This window comes from Arthrobacter sp. JZ12, from assembly GCF_035189165.1.
Taxonomy (GTDB): domain Bacteria; phylum Actinomycetota; class Actinomycetes; order Actinomycetales; family Micrococcaceae; genus Arthrobacter_D.
The window spans coordinates 2518842-2534168 of sequence record NZ_CP045246.1 but is presented as its reverse complement, the minus strand read 5'-3'; the positions used below and the strand labels follow the sequence as shown (position 1 = coordinate 2534168).

The window sequence follows — 15327 nt, the reverse complement described above, 5'->3', positions numbered from 1 at the left end:
AGCGCAGGATTTCCTGTTCATGCGGCTCCGTATAGCCGTCCGGCTCCTAGTGAAGGTTCACTTCTCCATGCCTGAAAACCTGTCCCCAGAAACTCCCGAAACCTCTGAAGCCGCTGCGGCTGTCCAGTCCGACGCCGTTGACAACGGCGCAGGGGACGTCACCTTCGCGGACTTCGACCTTGACGGCCGCGTGCTGGCCGCGCTCGCCGACGTCGGCTACGAGAAGCCCTCACCGATCCAGGCGGCAACGATTCCTGCACTGCTGGAAGGGCGCGACGTCGTCGGCCTCGCCCAGACCGGTACCGGTAAGACCGCTGCATTCGCCATCCCCGCGCTGTCCAAGATGGCCGAGCTCGCCGACCTCAACGGTCCGGCCAAGTTCACCCAGGTGCTGGTGCTCGCTCCCACCCGTGAGCTCGCGCTGCAGGTTGCGGAGGCGTTCACCTCCTACGCCAAGCACATCGACAACTTCACCGTCCTTCCGGTCTACGGCGGCTCGGCCTACGGTCCCCAGCTGGCCGGCCTTCGCCGCGGCGCGCAGGTTGTTGTCGGTACGCCCGGCCGCGTGATCGACCACCTCTCGAAGGGCTCGCTGGACCTGTCCAACCTTCAGTACCTCGTGCTGGATGAGGCCGACGAGATGCTGCGCATGGGCTTCGCCGAAGATGTTGAGCAAATCCTCGCTGAAACGCCCGAGGACAAGCAGGTTGCGCTGTTCTCCGCGACCATGCCCAGTGCCATCCGCCGCATTGCGTCGAAGTACCTGAACAACCCGCAGGAAATCACGGTCAAGACCAAGTCCACCACGGGTGCCAACATCCGTCAGCGCTACCTGCAGGTGATGGGCCCGCACAAGCTGGACGCTATGACCCGCATCCTCGAGGTCGAGGACTTCGACGGCATCATCGCCTTCGTGCGCACCAAGATGGCCACGGAGGACCTCTCGGACAAGCTGCGTTCGCGCGGTTTCCAGGCCGCCGCGATCAACGGTGACATCCCGCAGCAGCAGCGCGAGCGCACCATTGAGGCGCTGCGTGACGGCAAGATCGACATCCTCGTCGCAACCGACGTCGCCGCCCGCGGTCTCGACGTCGAGCGGATCTCGCTCGTGGTCAACTACGACATCCCGCACGACACCGAGTCCTACGTCCACCGCATCGGTCGCACCGGACGTGCGGGCCGCTCGGGTGACGCCATCCTCTTCATGACGCCGCGTGAGAAGTACTTGCTGCGCGCCATCGAGAAGGCTACCCGCCAGCCGGTCGAGCAGATGCACCTGCCCTCCACCGAGACCGTCAATGAGCTGCGCCTCAACAAGTTTGCCGAGCGGATCACCGAGACGCTGGCTACCGAGGACGTGTCGGTCTTCCGCGACCTGATCGCGAACTACGAGGATGAGCACAACGTCCCGGCCGCTGAGATTGCCGCTGCCCTGGCCGTCATGGCGCAGGGCGGGAACCCGATCCTGGTCGAGGACATCCCGCAGCCGCCCGCCGGTCAGAAGGAGCGCGCTGCCGGCCGCAAGGACGGCTTCGGGTCGCGTGGACCGTCCCGTACGCTCACCGAGGGCAACGCCACCTACCGGATCGCGGTGGGCCGCCGCCAGCGCGTGCTGCCGGGTTCGATCGTGGGCGCCATCGCGAACGAGGGTGGTCTCTCGTCGTCGCAGATCGGCGGGATTGATATCCGCGCGGACCACACCCTGGTTGAGCTCCCTGCCGAGCTCACCAAGGACCAGTGGCGCGCGCTGTCCAAGACCCGCATCGGCGGCGAGCTGATCCACCTTGAGCTCGACAAGGGCCGTCGCCCCAACCGCGAGCGTGCCGCCGGCGACTTCAAGAAGCCGCACCGCAAGGGCGAGGGCTTCCGCGGTGACCGCGATGGTGGCTTCCGCAAGGACCACGGGCACGACGGCGACTTCCGCAGTGATCGCGGGGACCGTGGCTTCGGTGGAGACCGCGGGTTCGGCGGAGACGACCGCAAGCCGCGCCACAAGAAGGGGGCCGGCGCCGGAAACGGCCGCCGCGATAAGTGGTGACTTTCGTCTCCTGACCAGTAGACAGACGACGCCGGACATATAGTCCGCAAAAGCGCCGCTGGTGCGCAGGATCGTGGGGTTCTCCCTACGTTCCTGCGCACCAGCGGCGCTTTTCGTTACTGGGAGTGCGTTCGAAGCGGGCTAGATGGCGAGTTTTCGCAGCTCTCAAAGACCGTCACAGCGCTCGATTTTTCTGCACGGGATTTAGCTGGTAAAGTTTTCTGCTGTTGCCCCCCTAGCTCAGTGGTAGAGCGCGTTCTTGGTAAGAACGAGGTCACCGGATCGATTCCGGTGGGGGGCTCTCAAATGGGAGGCCCGCTGCAGATCGTAAGATTGAATGCGGGCAGTCTCATTTGTGGCGGTGTAGCTCAGCTGGTTAGAGCGCACGACTCATAATCGTGAGGTCGCGGGATCGAGTCCCGCCACCGCTACAAACAGCAGGCCGGCGGCTCGAAAGAGCAGCCGGCCTGTTTTGTTTTCGGACGCAGACGCGGGTACGTGACGCGGGTAACGGTCGCCTGGAAGGGCCGTGATCAGCCTCCTTATAGTATGGGTCGCGAGGCACATCGACAGGGACAGGAAACATGACTGACAACGATTCGGCCTGGGGTCCGGGCGACAACCCGGAGGATTTCCCAACCCGAGCCAGCCGCCGGCGCACCGGCGGACGTGAACCCGGCACCGGACCTATCTCCGAAGTTCCCCGCTTCGCCGACCGTCTTTCGCCCGCATCGGCGCCCCAGCAGGCACCAGCGATCCAGGCGGATCCGTTGGAGGACACCGTCCGCCGCCAGGTGCTGGATATCCGCTTCGACGAGTCCGCTGCGCGCACCTGGACCACCTCGGTGCCGGTGGCCATCCCCTCATCCGCACCCAGCAGCGCCGGCCCCGAACCGGCAACCGCGCCCGCCGTCTCATCCGTCGGAACCGTTGAGGATGCGGCCCCCACAGCGGCGCGTCCTACGGCGGCAACGGCTCCTGTGCAGGAGCCCGGTATTGCACAGGCAACCGGCACGACGACGGCGGTCACCGCTGTGCCTGCAGCCCCCGCCGACCCGCCGCGGCAGTCCCGGCGGCAGGAAGCGGCGGAAGGCCGCCGTCGTTCCTTCCTGGCTCCCGACAACGGCACCATCCCGGCTGAGACAGGCCTCCGCGGGCTACTGACGAGGCTCGGGATCCGGATGGCCCCGTCCAAGCAGGAGCTGACCACCCGGGCGCACACGCGCGCTGTCAGCCAGCACTGGCCAGGGCCGCGCACCATTTCCGTCGTGAACGGCAAGGGTGGGGCCAACAAGACACCCACCACGGTCATGCTCGCGGCCGTATTTGCACGTAACGGCGGTGGGCCTGTGCTCGCCTGGGACAACAACGAGACCCGTGGCACCCTCGGCTGGCGTACCGAGCAGGGACCGCACAACTCTTCGGTGATGGACCTGTTGCCTCAGACCAGCCAACTGCTGGCGCCGTCGGCACAGTCCGCGCTGCTTGCCCGCTACGTGCACCACCAGACGGAAGACAAGTACGACGTCCTGCGCTCCAAGCCCGACGTCCTGGCCTCTGAGCAAAAGATCACCTCTGCGGATTTCGATTCGCTCCACGAGGTCGCATCGAAGTACTTCCGGTTGAACGTCGTGGATTCGGGTAATGACGAAACTGCCGAGCGGTGGTTGCGCATGATCCACCACACTGACCAGCTGGTCATTGCCACCACAACCCTTGAGGAGCACGCCGAAGCCGGGGCTTTGCTCCTGGAGGCGCTGCGCGCCCGGGGCGGGAAGTATGCCGAGCTGTCGGAGAACGCCGTAGTGATCGTGAGCCAGTCGGACAAGAACGGCACCCCCGCGCAGGCAAAGGAAATCGCAGACGGATTCGCCCAGCTTGCCCGCCGTGCGGTCACCATCCCATACGACGTGGCGCTGCTGAAGGGTCGCATCCGGTGGGGTGCGCTGAAGCCCCGCACGCAGGCGGCCTGGCTGGCGGCAGCGGCGGCGGTGGCGGACGGTCTCTGACCGCTAAGCTAAACCATCAGTTTGCTTAGTACTTTCGGATTTCCTAGGCTGGGAATGTAAGCCCTACGGAATTGGAGGTAAGCATGACTGCGCACGATATTTCCGGTAAGAAGGTCGCCTTCCTGCTCATGGACGGCGTCGAACAGGTTGAGCTTACGAGCCCCTGGGAAGCTGTGAAGGGCGCCGGCGGCGTTCCTACCCTGGTGGCCCCGAGCGGGGACTCGGTACAGGGATTCAATGGCGTTGAGAAGGGCGACACCTTCCCGGTGGACCTGACCCTGGACCAGGCGAATGCCGATGATTTTGACGCCCTGGTCCTGCCCGGTGGCGTGGTGAACGCGGACCATCTTCGCGTCGAGAAGGAAGCGCAGGCATTTGCCCGCAGCTTCTTCGAACAGCACAAGCCGGTGGCCGCGATCTGCCACGCCCCGTGGCTGCTGATTGAGGCCGGAGTTGTCAGCGGGCGCTCGATGACCTCGTACCACACGCTCGAGACGGACCTGCGGAATGCGGGAGCCAACTGGACGGACGACGAGGTTGTGGTCGATGCAGGGTTTGTCACCAGCCGCAACCCGGACGATCTTCCCGCCTTCAACGACAAGGTGCTCGAGGAGATCGCCGAGGGACCGCACGAGGGCCAGACGGCCTAAGTCCCAAACCCATTTGCTGAGTGGCCGGAGAACGGTGGAGGATTCCCCGTTCATCCGGCCATTCGGTGTTTAAGGCGCAAGTTGAGCAACACGTAGCGGCCGTTCCGGTAGCGTGGCCGCATGCCCACCGGACACTTCCTCTGCCACGGCGTGTCCTGGACCCGGGAAGGTCCGTCCCTTGCCCTCGCCTCTCCGCAGGGGGAGCGCACCTCCCTGGACCTGCCGGCCAGCAATCAGGCTTCCAGCGAGCAGGTTTGCGGTGGCGGGTTCAACCTGGGCTTCCGGCTCGACGACGGACCCGGTAGCCGCTACTGCCTCGGCTACTCGAAGGCACTCAACGGGGGTGAGCGACGCTCCTTTCCCTGCCCCACGCGCACGACGGCGGAGCGCGGCTACCAATGCGGGCCGTGCTTCGCCAGGGACGACTTCCGTTACATGCATGATGTGCACCGCTCCGGCGTCGCCCCTGGAGGGCTTGCGCAGTACCTCGCGCAGGAGCACTGGCTGTATATTGCAACCTTCGCCGACGGCTCCACCAAGGTGGGAACCGCTTCGCAGCGCAGCAAATGGACGCGCCTGGCCGAGCAGGGCGCCGTCGTCGCCCGTTACGTCGCCCAAGCCGACAACGGACGGGTGGTGCGGGTGCTGGAAGACACGGTTACGCGCTCGGCCGGCCTGCCCCAAGCCATCCGCTCGGCCGCGAAGACGGCCGCGCTGGCCCGACCGCTGCCGCAGCAACGGCTGAAGGAAGCGAACGACGATGCCGCTGCCGCCGCATCGAGGCTGCTGAAACGTGAGATCGACATCGACGGCTACAGAACTTCATACCAGGTGTGGGATCCGCCGCCCGGATGGCAGCAGGTGCTTGCCGCACATGCCCCGGTTTACCCGCTGAGCCTGGGGGCGGGCGAACACGGTGGCGCGGTTAGGGCTGTGCTCGGGCAGGTAGCCCTTCTGGTGCTGCCGGAGGGCGAATTTCTGCTGGATTTGGCTCAGTTGCGTGGGCGCCGGTTGGAGCTGGGGGAGTGGCGCTCGCCGGCGATTGCCGTGCAGCAGGAGCTGTTCTGAACCTGCTGCGTATAGTGTTGCCACTTTAGGTCACAATTTCTTGTCCTAATTGTTGTTCGGTTAGGCTTACCTTCGCATAACGTCTGTGCGGTTATCCGCCATCCCCTCAGGAGCTCCCCTCATGCATCGACCCAAACTTCTTGCCGCCTGCGCCGCGCTCGCGGTGCCCACGCTGGCACTTTCCGGTTGTGGTGTCCTGGGCATCGGCGCAGCTCCTGCCGACCTGCAGATCTACTCCGCGCGGCATTACGACCTTGAGGGTGCCTTCGGTGAGTTCACTGACGAGACTGGGATCTCCGTCGAGTTCATCACGGGTGATGATGCTGAACTCCTGGAACGGCTCAAGGCCGAAGGCAGTGACACGCCCGCGGACGTCTTCATGACCGTCGACGCCGGCAACCTCTGGAACGCCGCCCGCCAGGATGTCCTGGCTCCGGTCAGCTCCGCCGAGCTCGATGAGGCCGTGCCCGAGGACCTGCGCGACCCCGAAGGGCAATGGTTCGGTCTGGCTATGCGCGCCCGGACCGTCACCTACAACCCGGACAACGTGGACCCCGCCGAGTTCGACGCGCAGGACACCTACGCGGGACTGGCAGACCCCAAGTGGAAGGGCCGGCTCTGCATGCGCGACGCGACGTCGTCGTACACGCAGTCCCTGGTGGCCAGCCTGATCGACCTTCAAGGCCGGGACAGGGCCCTCGAGATCGTCAAGGGCTGGGTGGCCAACGATGTCCAGATCATGAGCAACGATGTGCTGCTCCTTGAGGCAATCGACGCCGGATCCTGCGACGTGGGCATCAACAACCACTACTACCTGGCCCGCACCCTGGAGGAGAACCCGGACCTGGCAGTGGACCTTTACTGGGCCAGCCAGGAGGGCGCGGGAACCCACGTGAACATCTCCGGCGCCGGCCTCGTGGCGAATTCCGACAACGCCGAGCAGGCGCAGCAGCTCATCGAGTGGCTTGCCACCAAGGGGCAGAACTCCTTCGTGGACGCGAATCATGAGTTCCCGGTCAATCCCGCCGCCGAGCCGGAGCCGGTCATCGCCGGATTCGGGGACTTCACCCGCATGCCGCTGAACGCCGAGGCGTACGGCGACCTGAACGCGGAAGCAACCGACCTGCTCGCCGAGGCCGGCTACAAGTGAGCGAACCGGCCGTCCTGGTAGATGGAGGAGTTCCAGGACAGCGCCGGCGCCTTCTGACCGGGACGGGCCGTCCGCTGTGGTCGGCAGCAGTGCTGCTCGCGGCGCTTTTCGTTGTCACCCCGGTTGTCGCCGTGGTCATCGACGGCCTGGGAAGCCTGAATGCGGAAACCCTCCCGCGCGATCTCGGTTCGATGGTCTTCTCGACCCTCGGGCTGATGGCAGGAGTCGGCGCAGGCACACTCCTGCTGGGAGGTGGTCTTGCCTGGCTGGTCACCGCCTACACCTTCCCGCTGCGGAACGTCCTGGTGTGGGCGCTGGTGCTGCCGCTGGCCATGCCCGCCTATATCCTCGGCTTCGTCTTCCTGTCCACCTTCGACGTCGGCGGTCCGGTCCAGGCACTCGTACGCAGCGTGTTCGGCTCCGACGCGTGGTTGCCTGAGGTGCGCTCGCTTCCGGGCGCCATCCTGGTGCTGTCGCTGACGCTGTACCCCTACGTCTTCCTCCTGGCGCGGGCGGCCCTCGTCGAGCAGAGCGCAACAACGTACGACGCCGCGCGCAGCCTCGGCGCCGGCCGTGCCCGGACACTGTGGCGCGTGGTGGCCCCGCTGGCCCGCCCTTCGCTGGCGGCAGCGCTTGCGCTGGTGATGATGGAGACGCTCACCGATTTCGCCACCGTCCAGTACTTCAACGTGCAGACCGTCTCCGTGGGCGTTTACCTCGTCTGGAAGGGAAGCTTCGACTTCCATGCCGCAACCCAGCTGTCCGTCCTCGTGCTGCTCTTCGCCGTCGCGGTTCTCGCCGCCGAACGGCTGTTCCGCGGTCGGTCGCGCTTCCACCAGAAGACCGGCCGGGGGGAAGGACTCCGGGTCCGTCCGCTCCGCGGTTGGGCCGGCTGGACGGCGGCAGCCGCGGGCGTGGCGGTGGTTAGCGCCGGTTTCCTGCTCCCGGTAGGGCAACTCGTCCTGTGGGCCACCGAGGAATTCCTTCGCGGGGCCGGACCGATGATCGATCCTCGATTCGTCGACTATCTCGCCAACAGCATCGCGATCGCGGCGCTGGCCGCGGCAGTCTGCTGCGCCCTCGCACTGACCATCGGCCACAGCCTGCGGCTTGGTGGCGGGCGGCTCCTGGCATCGGCAGCGCAGGCAACCACCTTTGGATACGCGGTTCCGGGCGCCGTCATCGGCATCGGGGTGCTGATTGCCTTCGCGCGCCTTGACGAACTGCTGGAGTGGGCCGGCGTTCCGGGCGGTACCGGCCTGCTGGTCACCGGATCGGTAGCGGGAATCCTGTGCGCCTACGTGGTGCGCTTCCTTGCTCCCGCGTATCAGTCGGTCGATGCGAGCTTCGCGAAAATCTCGCCCGCACTTACCTCGTCCGCGCTCAGCCTCGGTGCCTCGCCGCACCGGCTGCTGGCCCGGGTCCATTTGCCGCTCGCCCGCCGCGGCGCCGCAGTTGCGGTGCTCCTGGTGGCGATCGACGCTGTGAAGGAACTTCCCATCGTGCTGCTTCTGAGGCCGTTCGGCTTTACCACCATCTCGGTCTGGGTCTACGAGCTCGCCCGTGAAAACTTCTGGGAGAAGGCTGCCCTGCCGGCGCTCGGCATTGTTGCGGTCGCGGTTATCCCTGTCTACTTCCTGTTCCGCCGGGCGGCAGCCCCACAGCACACGACGGTAGTCCCATGACCGGGCAGGGTAGCGAGACAGCCGTTCCTGCGTTGCAGCTCGCAGGCGTGAGCCGGCGGTACGGGAAGGTGCAGGCGGCAACATCCCTGGACCTCACCGTTGCACCCGGAGAACTGGTCACGCTGATCGGCCCGTCAGGGTGCGGTAAGTCAACCCTGCTCAGGCTCATCGCGGGGCTGGAGCGTCCGGATGCCGGTACCATCACCATCGCCGGGGAAATAGTCGCCGACAGACGGTGCTTCCAGGAACCCGAGCACCGAAGGGTCGGCCTCGTGTTCCAGGACCACGCACTGTTCCCCAACCTGACGGTGGCCAGGAATGTCGCCTTCGGCCTGAACAGGTTGCAGGCTTCGGAACGGCGCAGCCGCGTGGCGGAGGTGCTGGACCTTGTCCGGCTGGGCCACCTGGCCGGTCGTTATCCCCATGAGTTGTCCGGCGGGGAGCAGCAGCGCGTTGCCCTGGCACGCGCGCTGGCGCCGCGTCCCGCCGTCGTACTGCTCGATGAACCATTCTCCAGCCTGGATGAAACCCTCCGGGGGAGGGTGCGGTCCGACATTGTGTCGGTGCTGCGCGAGACGGGAACCACGGGTGTGCTGGTCACACACGACCAGACGGAGGCCCTCTCGGTGGGCAACCGGGTGGTGGTGATGCGCGACGGCGTCATCGAGCAGACGGACGTTCCCGAGAACGTCTTCGAGCAGCCCGCAACCCGCTTCGTCGCCTCCTTCATGGGAGATGCCGACTTCCTGCCGGCGAACGTGCACAACGCCCTGCTCACCTGTGAGATCGGCGTCGTCTCAACCGTGCCGGGCTGGGCAAACTGCGACGTTGACGTAGACGTTGTGCTGCGCCCGCACGAGGTTGCCCTGAGCCCGGATTCGCGGTCCTCAGCAAGGGTGGTCTCGATCGAATACCGCGGTGCCTTCGTCCTTCACCATGTGCGCCTCGGTTCGGGCCGCACGCTGCGCTCGTGGCAACCGCACCAGGTGCGCTACGCGCCGGGTACGCCAGTGAACGTGACGGTCGCGGCCGGAACATCGCCGACACTGCTGGTCGGCGACCATGCCGTCACGGCTCCTCCTGAGCAAGGCGTTCGCACTGCTGAGCACACCCCGCTACCGTCCCGATAGCCCTACATCGAGGTAACCCCGTGTCTATTGCACTTCCCGGCAGGCCCCTGGAGGCTGCGGCGCAATCCGTGCCCTTCGCTGCGGAGCTTGCCCGCTTCGATGACCGCCCCGCCGTACTCACCGACAGCGGCAGCCTGAGCTACCGACAGCTGGCAGACCGTGTGGCCGCTGTTGCAGGCAGGCTTGGTCCGGAACGTCGCCTGGCGCTGCTGAGCGCAACCAACGACGTCGACTCCCTGGTGGCGTACCTGGCCGCCCTCTCCGCCGGTCACCCCCTGATCCTCGTGCCCGGGGACAAGCCGGCCGCGGTGCAGTCGATCGTCGACGCCTTCGATCCGGATGTGATCCTGCAGGCGGGCAATGGAACGGGGGAGCCGCGGATCTCGGAGATCCGACCGATCACAGCGCACCAGCTCCACCCCGACCTCGCACTCCTGCTGAGCACCTCCGGGTCAACGGGCTCACCCAAGCTTGTGCGCCTGTCCCACACCAACCTGCAGGCGAACGCCGAATCGATCGCCGAGTACCTGCGCCTGACGCCGGATGACCGCGCCGTCACCACGCTGCCGATGTCCTACTGCTATGGGCTGTCGGTCATCAACACCCACTTGCTCACCGGTGCCTCGGTGGTGCTCACCGGGTTGTCCGTCGTCGACCCCTGCTTCTGGGACCTGTTCCGAAGCACGCGGGCTACTGCCTTCGCTGCGGTGCCCTACACCTTCGAGCTGTTGGAACGCGTGGGTTTCGCGGACATGGATCTGCCGCATCTGCGTTATGTTACGCAGGCGGGCGGACGCCTCGCCCCCGAACTCGTCGAGCACTACGCTGCCCTCGGCCAGGAACGGGGCTGGGACCTGTTCGTCATGTACGGGCAGACGGAAGCGACCGCCCGGATGGCCTACCTTCCGCCTCACCTCGCCGTGCGGAACCCCTCCGGGATCGGCGTCCCCGTGCCGGGCGGAAGCTTCCGCATCGATCCGGTACCGGGGCTCGACGACGGGGAGCTGGTTTACACAGGTCCGAACGTGATGCTGGGCTACGCGGAGCATCCGGCGGACCTGGCTGCAGGACGGACCATCACCGAGCTCCGTACGGGCGACCTTGCACGGCGGCACCCGGACGGCTTGTACCAGGTGGTGGGGCGGCGAAGCCGGTTCATCAAGATCGCGGGCCTGCGCATTGACCTTGGCCGGGTCGAGCAGATCCTTGGCGAGTTCGGGGTGCCCGCAACGAGCGCCGGAACGGACGATCTCCTGGTGGTGGCGGTACAGGGGGACCATGAGCCCGACCTGCTCCGCAAGATGCTTGCGCAGGAACTAGGAATCCCACGCGGAGCGGTACGGATGTACGCGGTGGACGAGCTTCCCCGCCTCAGCAGCGGTAAGCCCGACTACCGGGCAGTACTAGCGCTCGCCGAGCCTGCTCCGGACCTGCAGGAGAAGGCGTCCGCGCGAACCGAGGGGCCGCAGGACGTGCGCGCCATCCTCGCGGAACAGCTGGAGGTCTCCGGGGTGTCCGATAACAGCACCTTCGTCTCACTCGGCGGGGACTCCCTGTCCTACGTGGCAGCCTCGGTGCGGTTGGAGAAGGCACTCGGAACCCTCCCCGCCGACTGGCACCTGCGGACCGTCGCGGAGCTTGAGCGGCAACAGACTGAGCCCGCAGGGCGATGCCCGTCGCTGCTGAAACAACTGTTTGCACCCGTCGAGACGAGTATCGTCCTGCGGGCCATCGCGATCATCCTGATCATCAGTACACACATCGGGCTCTTCCGCTGGGAAGGCACCGCGCATGTGCTGATGGCGGCTGCGGGTTATAACTTCGCGCGCTTCCAGCTGCAGGGCGAGGGGATGGAACGGCTGGGCCGTCAGCTGACCAGCCTTGCCCGGATTGTGGTGCCAAGCATGGCGGTCATAGCCCTGGGCTACGTCATCACGGACCACTACAGCGTCGCCAACATCTTCCTGCTGAACGCACTCCTGGGGCCACAGGAAGTGACACCCGAATGGCACTTCTGGTTCGTTGAGGTCCTGACCTACCTACTGGTGTGCGTCATCGCACTGCTCGCTGTTCCGCCCGTCGCGAAGCTTGAACGGCGGTTTCCCTTCGCCTTTCCGCTCAGCCTCGCCGCGGCAGGGCTGCTGACCCGGTTCAACGTGGTGGATTTGGACCTGCCGAACACGGCTCCGGCACTCTGGCTCTTCGCGCTGGGTTGGTCTGTCGCCCGGGCACGGACGGTCCTGCACCGTTGCCTCATCTCCGTCATCGTGATTTTGGCAGTGCCGGGGTTCTTCTGGGGCGACCAGCTCCGGGAGATGACTCTGTTGATCGGAATCCTGTTGCTGGTTTGGCTGCGGACCCTTCCGGTCCCGCGCGGCCTGACGCGCCTCGCCGTGCTGCTGGCCGGCGCATCCCTGCACATCTACCTGGTTCATTGGCTCGTCTTCCCGCACCTCGAATTCACCCACCCGGCGGTGGGTGTTCTCGCATCGCTGGCCGCCGGTGCCCTCTACTGGTACTTCGTCACCCGCCTCCCCGGATGGAGCCGGTCCTGGGCCGGAAGGACCCGCCTAACGAATCGCGCGGCGTAAGGATTCCCTGGCTGATTCCCTGCCTGAATTCCGAGGCTGAATTCCCTACCTAATTTCCGTGCCCAATAGGATGGAAGCATGCTCAACACCCCCTGGGAGACCGGATCGCCGCTCTACCGGAAACTGGTGATCACCGCGCTGGTTCTGACCGGCGTCGGCATCCTGCTGGCCATCGCGGGAGCGATGCTGCAGACGGATCCCCTGGTCTACGCCGCAATGCCGATGATTGTTGCCGGCCTCGGCACTCACCTTGCCGGGCTGGTAGTCCGGGGACGTGACGCGCGTCGTCGTGCACGCCCGCCGCGAGCCTGAAGTCCTGACCGGCCCCTTCCGAACCGCGGGTAGCGGCCGGTGAGGGCGGTTACGGCTAGGCTGGAACAAGTGTGTCAACAGCCGGGAAGCCCGGACAGCCGGAAAGCAAGAGGAACTCCATGACGATCAATCCTGACCTGCAGGGGCGCAGCTACCCCGCAGCGGAGGTCTACACAGTCGGCCGCGAGAAGATTCGGGAGTTCGCCCGCGCGGTGAAGGCCACCCATCCCGCCCATTACGACGTCGAGGCAGCCCACGAACTGGGGCACCGTGACCTGCTCGCTCCGCCCACCTTCGCGATCATCATTGCCCAGCGGGCCGATGCACAGCTCATCAACGACCCCGAAGCCGGGATCGACTTTACCCGCGTGGTGCACGCAGACCAGCGCTTCACGCACCACCGCCCGATCGTCGCCGGAGACGAACTGGTCGCCGAACTCCACGTGGACCAGGTGCGTGCAATGGGCGGCGGCGCAATGATCACCACCCGCGCCGAAATTTCCACTGTGGAGGGCGAAAAGACCGCCACCACAACGTCGTCCATCCTGGTTCGCGGAGAGGAGCAGTAGCCGTGGCAATCACCCTCGCAGAACTTGAGGTAGGCCAGGAGATCGGCCGGTCTTTCGTGGACGTTACCCGACTGGACCTCGTGAAATACGCGGGCGCATCCGGCGACTTCAACCCGATCCACTGGAACGAAGCATTCGCCCGCAGCGTGGACCTGCCCGGCGTCATCGCGCACGGCATGTTCACCATGGGGTCAGCGGTTCAGGTGGTGACCGACTGGATCGGCGACCCCAGCGCCGTCGTCGATTACCAGACGCGGTTCACGCGGCCCGTGGTTGTCGAGGACACCACGGCAGAGCCCGGCAGCGCCGGAGCAACGGTCGAGGTTGTGGGTGTTGTCGGAGCGGTGGACCAGGACAATTCCACCGCGCGGATCGACCTCACGGTCACCGCGGGCGGGCAGAAGGTGCTGGTCAAGGCGCAGGCCGTGGTGCGGATCTGGTGACGGCTCTCGCGCAGTTCACAACCTCGGCAGTGGGGGGCCCGGCGCGCAAGTTCGTCGAAGCCCGGACCGAGGCCGAGATTATCGAGGCAGTGCGCTCCGCCGATGAGGCGGGGGAGCCGCTGCTGCTCGTGGGCGGCGGCTCGAACCTGCTGGTGGCAGACAGCGGTTTCGACGGAACCGTGGTGCACATTGCTTCCACCGGTTTCACCGTGAACGACGACGACGCCACCTGCGGGGGCGTCATGGTCACCGTGCAGGCGGGCCAGCCCTGGGACGAGCTCGTTGAGTACACGGTGCGCCACGCCTACTCCGGGTTGGAGGCGCTTTCCGGGATCCCCGGATCCACGGGCGCGGTTCCGGTCCAAAACGTGGGTGCCTATGGTGCGGAGGTGTCCCAGACGATTGCGCTGGTCCGCACCTACGACCGGCAGACCAGGTCCATCAGGTCCCTGGCCAACTTCGATCTGAAGTTCGGGTACCGCGATTCCCTCCTGAAGCGCACCACCGACGGGGGATCTCCCCGCTACGTGGTTCTTACCGTGCAGTTCCAGTTGGCGCTGGGGCGGATGAGCGCTCCGGTGCGGTACGCCGAACTGGCGCGCGAGCTTGGCATAGAGGTGGGTCAGCGGGCGTACGCTACCGACGTTCGGCGGGCTGTGCTCAAGCTCCGCGCCGGCAAGGGGATGGTTCTGGATCCGGCAGACCGGGATACCTACAGCACGGGCTCCTTCTTCACGAACCCCATCGTGGATGCGGCAACCGCCGACTCGCTTCCCGACGGTGCTCCGCGGTATCCGATGCCGGACGGAAGCGTGAAGCTCAGCGCCGCCTGGCTAATTGATCACGCAGGCTTTGGGAAGGGCTTCGGCCTCGCCGGAGACGCCGGCTTTGACACGGCAGGGGGCAGGGCCGCGCTGTCCACCAAGCACACCCTCGCCGTCACCAACCGGGGCAACGCCTCAGCCGAGGACCTGCTGGCCATAGCAGGCCTCGTGGCTGACGGCGTGGAGCGGCGATTCGGTATCCGCCTGCACCCCGAGCCGCTTCTCATCGGGTGCTCGCTGGGCTAGGCCCCGAACACGGTCGTCATCAAGCAGTGGCCGGCGGGGAGCCGGCAAGCGCACTCAGGTGACCGCCCGGCGTCGTGCCTTCTCCGCCGCCGCGCGTGTCTGCATGACGGCGTGGCGGTGCCATCTGCTGTCAACGAGTTCGCGGCTGCACAGCCATTGCACAAGGCGGGAAACAAGACTGATCTGCGCAAGCCGGTCATGGAAGTCAGAGAGTAGCCAGGCGCTGCTCAGGAACCGTGGCAAGGCAAAGACCAGGTCTTCGGCTCCCAGTAGCCGGGCGAAAGCGTCGTCCGGCTGGAACTGACGCTCGAGGGCAAGAAGCGTGGCGCTCTCGGGGTTGATACTCGAATCTCCCTCTTCCTCAAGGAAGAGCTTCAGATGGGCAAGAACCCGCTCGTAGCGTTGCACGGTGGCAGGGTGCTTGCCGGACGCGCTCACCGAAAAGTACCTCGTCAGGATTGTCTCTACCGGGATCTGGGTCATGCAGCATAGTCTGCTCCATCCCACTGACATTTTTCTAGTACAAGTATTCGAACACTCTTCGCCGGAAAGCTGCCGCTTCTCTTAAATAGCGAAGGCACTGCATGCGTTGCATGCAGTGCCTTCAGCGCC

Annotated in this window: 13 protein-coding genes and 2 tRNA genes; 14 read left to right on the top strand and 1 reads right to left on the bottom strand. The window is 65.9% G+C overall.

What is annotated here, in order from left to right:
* The first annotated feature begins 67 nt into the window (after window positions 1-67).
* From GC088_RS11700 to GC088_RS11635, 14 genes are all read left to right on the top strand, one after another.
* Window positions 68-2038: a DEAD/DEAH box helicase gene (locus GC088_RS11700; RefSeq protein WP_323959171.1), complete on the top strand. Its 1971-nt coding sequence runs from the start codon at window positions 68-70 to the stop codon at window positions 2036-2038.
* A gap of 229 nt (window positions 2039-2267) precedes the next feature.
* Window positions 2268-2339 (top strand) — tRNA-Thr (locus tag GC088_RS11695).
* A gap of 56 nt (window positions 2340-2395) precedes the next feature.
* A tRNA-Met gene (locus tag GC088_RS11690) sits at window positions 2396-2469 on the top strand.
* A gap of 153 nt (window positions 2470-2622) precedes the next feature.
* Window positions 2623-4047, top strand: a complete 1425-nt coding sequence (locus tag GC088_RS11685) for a MinD/ParA family ATP-binding protein (protein ID WP_323959170.1) — start codon at window positions 2623-2625, stop codon at window positions 4045-4047.
* An 83-nt stretch (window positions 4048-4130) separates the two neighbouring features.
* The gene (locus tag GC088_RS11680) at window positions 4131-4697 is read left to right on the top strand and encodes a type 1 glutamine amidotransferase domain-containing protein (RefSeq protein ID WP_323959169.1); all 567 of its coding nucleotides are present in this window, start codon (window positions 4131-4133) and stop codon (window positions 4695-4697) included.
* 120 nt (window positions 4698-4817) lie between these two features.
* Window positions 4818-5765, top strand: coding sequence for a DUF2797 domain-containing protein (locus GC088_RS11675; RefSeq protein WP_323959168.1), 948 nt, complete (start codon window positions 4818-4820; stop codon window positions 5763-5765).
* 121 nt (window positions 5766-5886) lie between these two features.
* On the top strand, window positions 5887-6915 hold the full coding sequence (locus GC088_RS11670; protein ID WP_323959167.1) for an extracellular solute-binding protein: 1029 nt from the start codon (window positions 5887-5889) through the stop codon (window positions 6913-6915).
* Window positions 6912-8600, top strand: coding sequence for an ABC transporter permease (locus GC088_RS11665; RefSeq protein ID WP_323959166.1), 1689 nt, complete (start codon window positions 6912-6914; stop codon window positions 8598-8600). The genes GC088_RS11670 and GC088_RS11665 overlap by 4 nt, the downstream gene beginning before the upstream one ends.
* Entirely contained in the window at window positions 8597-9730 is a 1134-nt protein-coding gene (locus GC088_RS11660) for an ABC transporter ATP-binding protein (protein ID WP_323959165.1), read from the top strand. Before GC088_RS11665 ends, GC088_RS11660 begins: the two co-directional genes overlap by 4 nt.
* 20 nt (window positions 9731-9750) lie before the next feature.
* A complete protein-coding gene (locus GC088_RS11655; protein WP_323959164.1) occupies window positions 9751-12321 on the top strand; it encodes an AMP-binding protein in 2571 nt (856 codons plus the stop codon).
* Between the two features lie 78 nt (window positions 12322-12399).
* Window positions 12400-12633 carry a hypothetical protein gene (locus tag GC088_RS11650; protein ID WP_323959163.1) on the top strand — a complete coding sequence of 78 codons (234 nt, stop codon included), beginning with the start codon at window positions 12400-12402 and terminating at the stop codon, window positions 12631-12633.
* A 119-nt stretch (window positions 12634-12752) separates the two neighbouring features.
* Complete coding sequence (locus tag GC088_RS11645; protein ID WP_323959162.1) at window positions 12753-13202, top strand: FAS1-like dehydratase domain-containing protein; 450 nt, start codon at window positions 12753-12755, stop codon at window positions 13200-13202.
* Between the two features lie 2 nt (window positions 13203-13204).
* On the top strand, window positions 13205-13645 hold the full coding sequence (locus tag GC088_RS11640) for a MaoC family dehydratase (protein WP_323959161.1): 441 nt from the start codon (window positions 13205-13207) through the stop codon (window positions 13643-13645).
* The gene (locus tag GC088_RS11635; RefSeq protein WP_323959160.1) at window positions 13642-14715 is read left to right on the top strand and encodes a UDP-N-acetylmuramate dehydrogenase; all 1074 of its coding nucleotides are present in this window, start codon (window positions 13642-13644) and stop codon (window positions 14713-14715) included. Before GC088_RS11640 ends, GC088_RS11635 begins: the two co-directional genes overlap by 4 nt.
* Window positions 14716-14769: 54 nt before the next feature.
* Here GC088_RS11635 and GC088_RS11630 read toward each other — a convergent pair whose 3' ends face one another.
* Window positions 14770-15198 carry a hypothetical protein gene (locus tag GC088_RS11630; protein ID WP_323959159.1) on the bottom strand — a complete coding sequence of 143 codons (429 nt, stop codon included), beginning with the start codon at window positions 15196-15198 and terminating at the stop codon, window positions 14770-14772.
* Window positions 15199-15327 lie beyond the last annotated feature (129 nt).

Coding starts and splice junctions, on each gene's coding strand:
- GC088_RS11700 (WP_323959171.1), top strand. CDS start 68: ATGCCTGAAAACCTGTCCCCAGAAACTCCCGAAACCTCTGAAGCCGCT.
- GC088_RS11685 (WP_323959170.1), top strand. CDS start 2,623: ATGACTGACAACGATTCGGCCTGGGGTCCGGGCGACAACCCGGAGGAT.
- GC088_RS11680 (WP_323959169.1), top strand. CDS start 4,131: ATGACTGCGCACGATATTTCCGGTAAGAAGGTCGCCTTCCTGCTCATG.
- GC088_RS11675 (WP_323959168.1), top strand. CDS start 4,818: ATGCCCACCGGACACTTCCTCTGCCACGGCGTGTCCTGGACCCGGGAA.
- GC088_RS11670 (WP_323959167.1), top strand. CDS start 5,887: ATGCATCGACCCAAACTTCTTGCCGCCTGCGCCGCGCTCGCGGTGCCC.
- GC088_RS11660 (WP_323959165.1), top strand. CDS start 8,597: ATGACCGGGCAGGGTAGCGAGACAGCCGTTCCTGCGTTGCAGCTCGCA.
- GC088_RS11650 (WP_323959163.1), top strand. CDS start 12,400: ATGCTCAACACCCCCTGGGAGACCGGATCGCCGCTCTACCGGAAACTG.
- GC088_RS11645 (WP_323959162.1), top strand. CDS start 12,753: ATGACGATCAATCCTGACCTGCAGGGGCGCAGCTACCCCGCAGCGGAG.
- GC088_RS11630 (WP_323959159.1), bottom strand. CDS start 15,198: ATGACCCAGATCCCGGTAGAGACAATCCTGACGAGGTACTTTTCGGTG.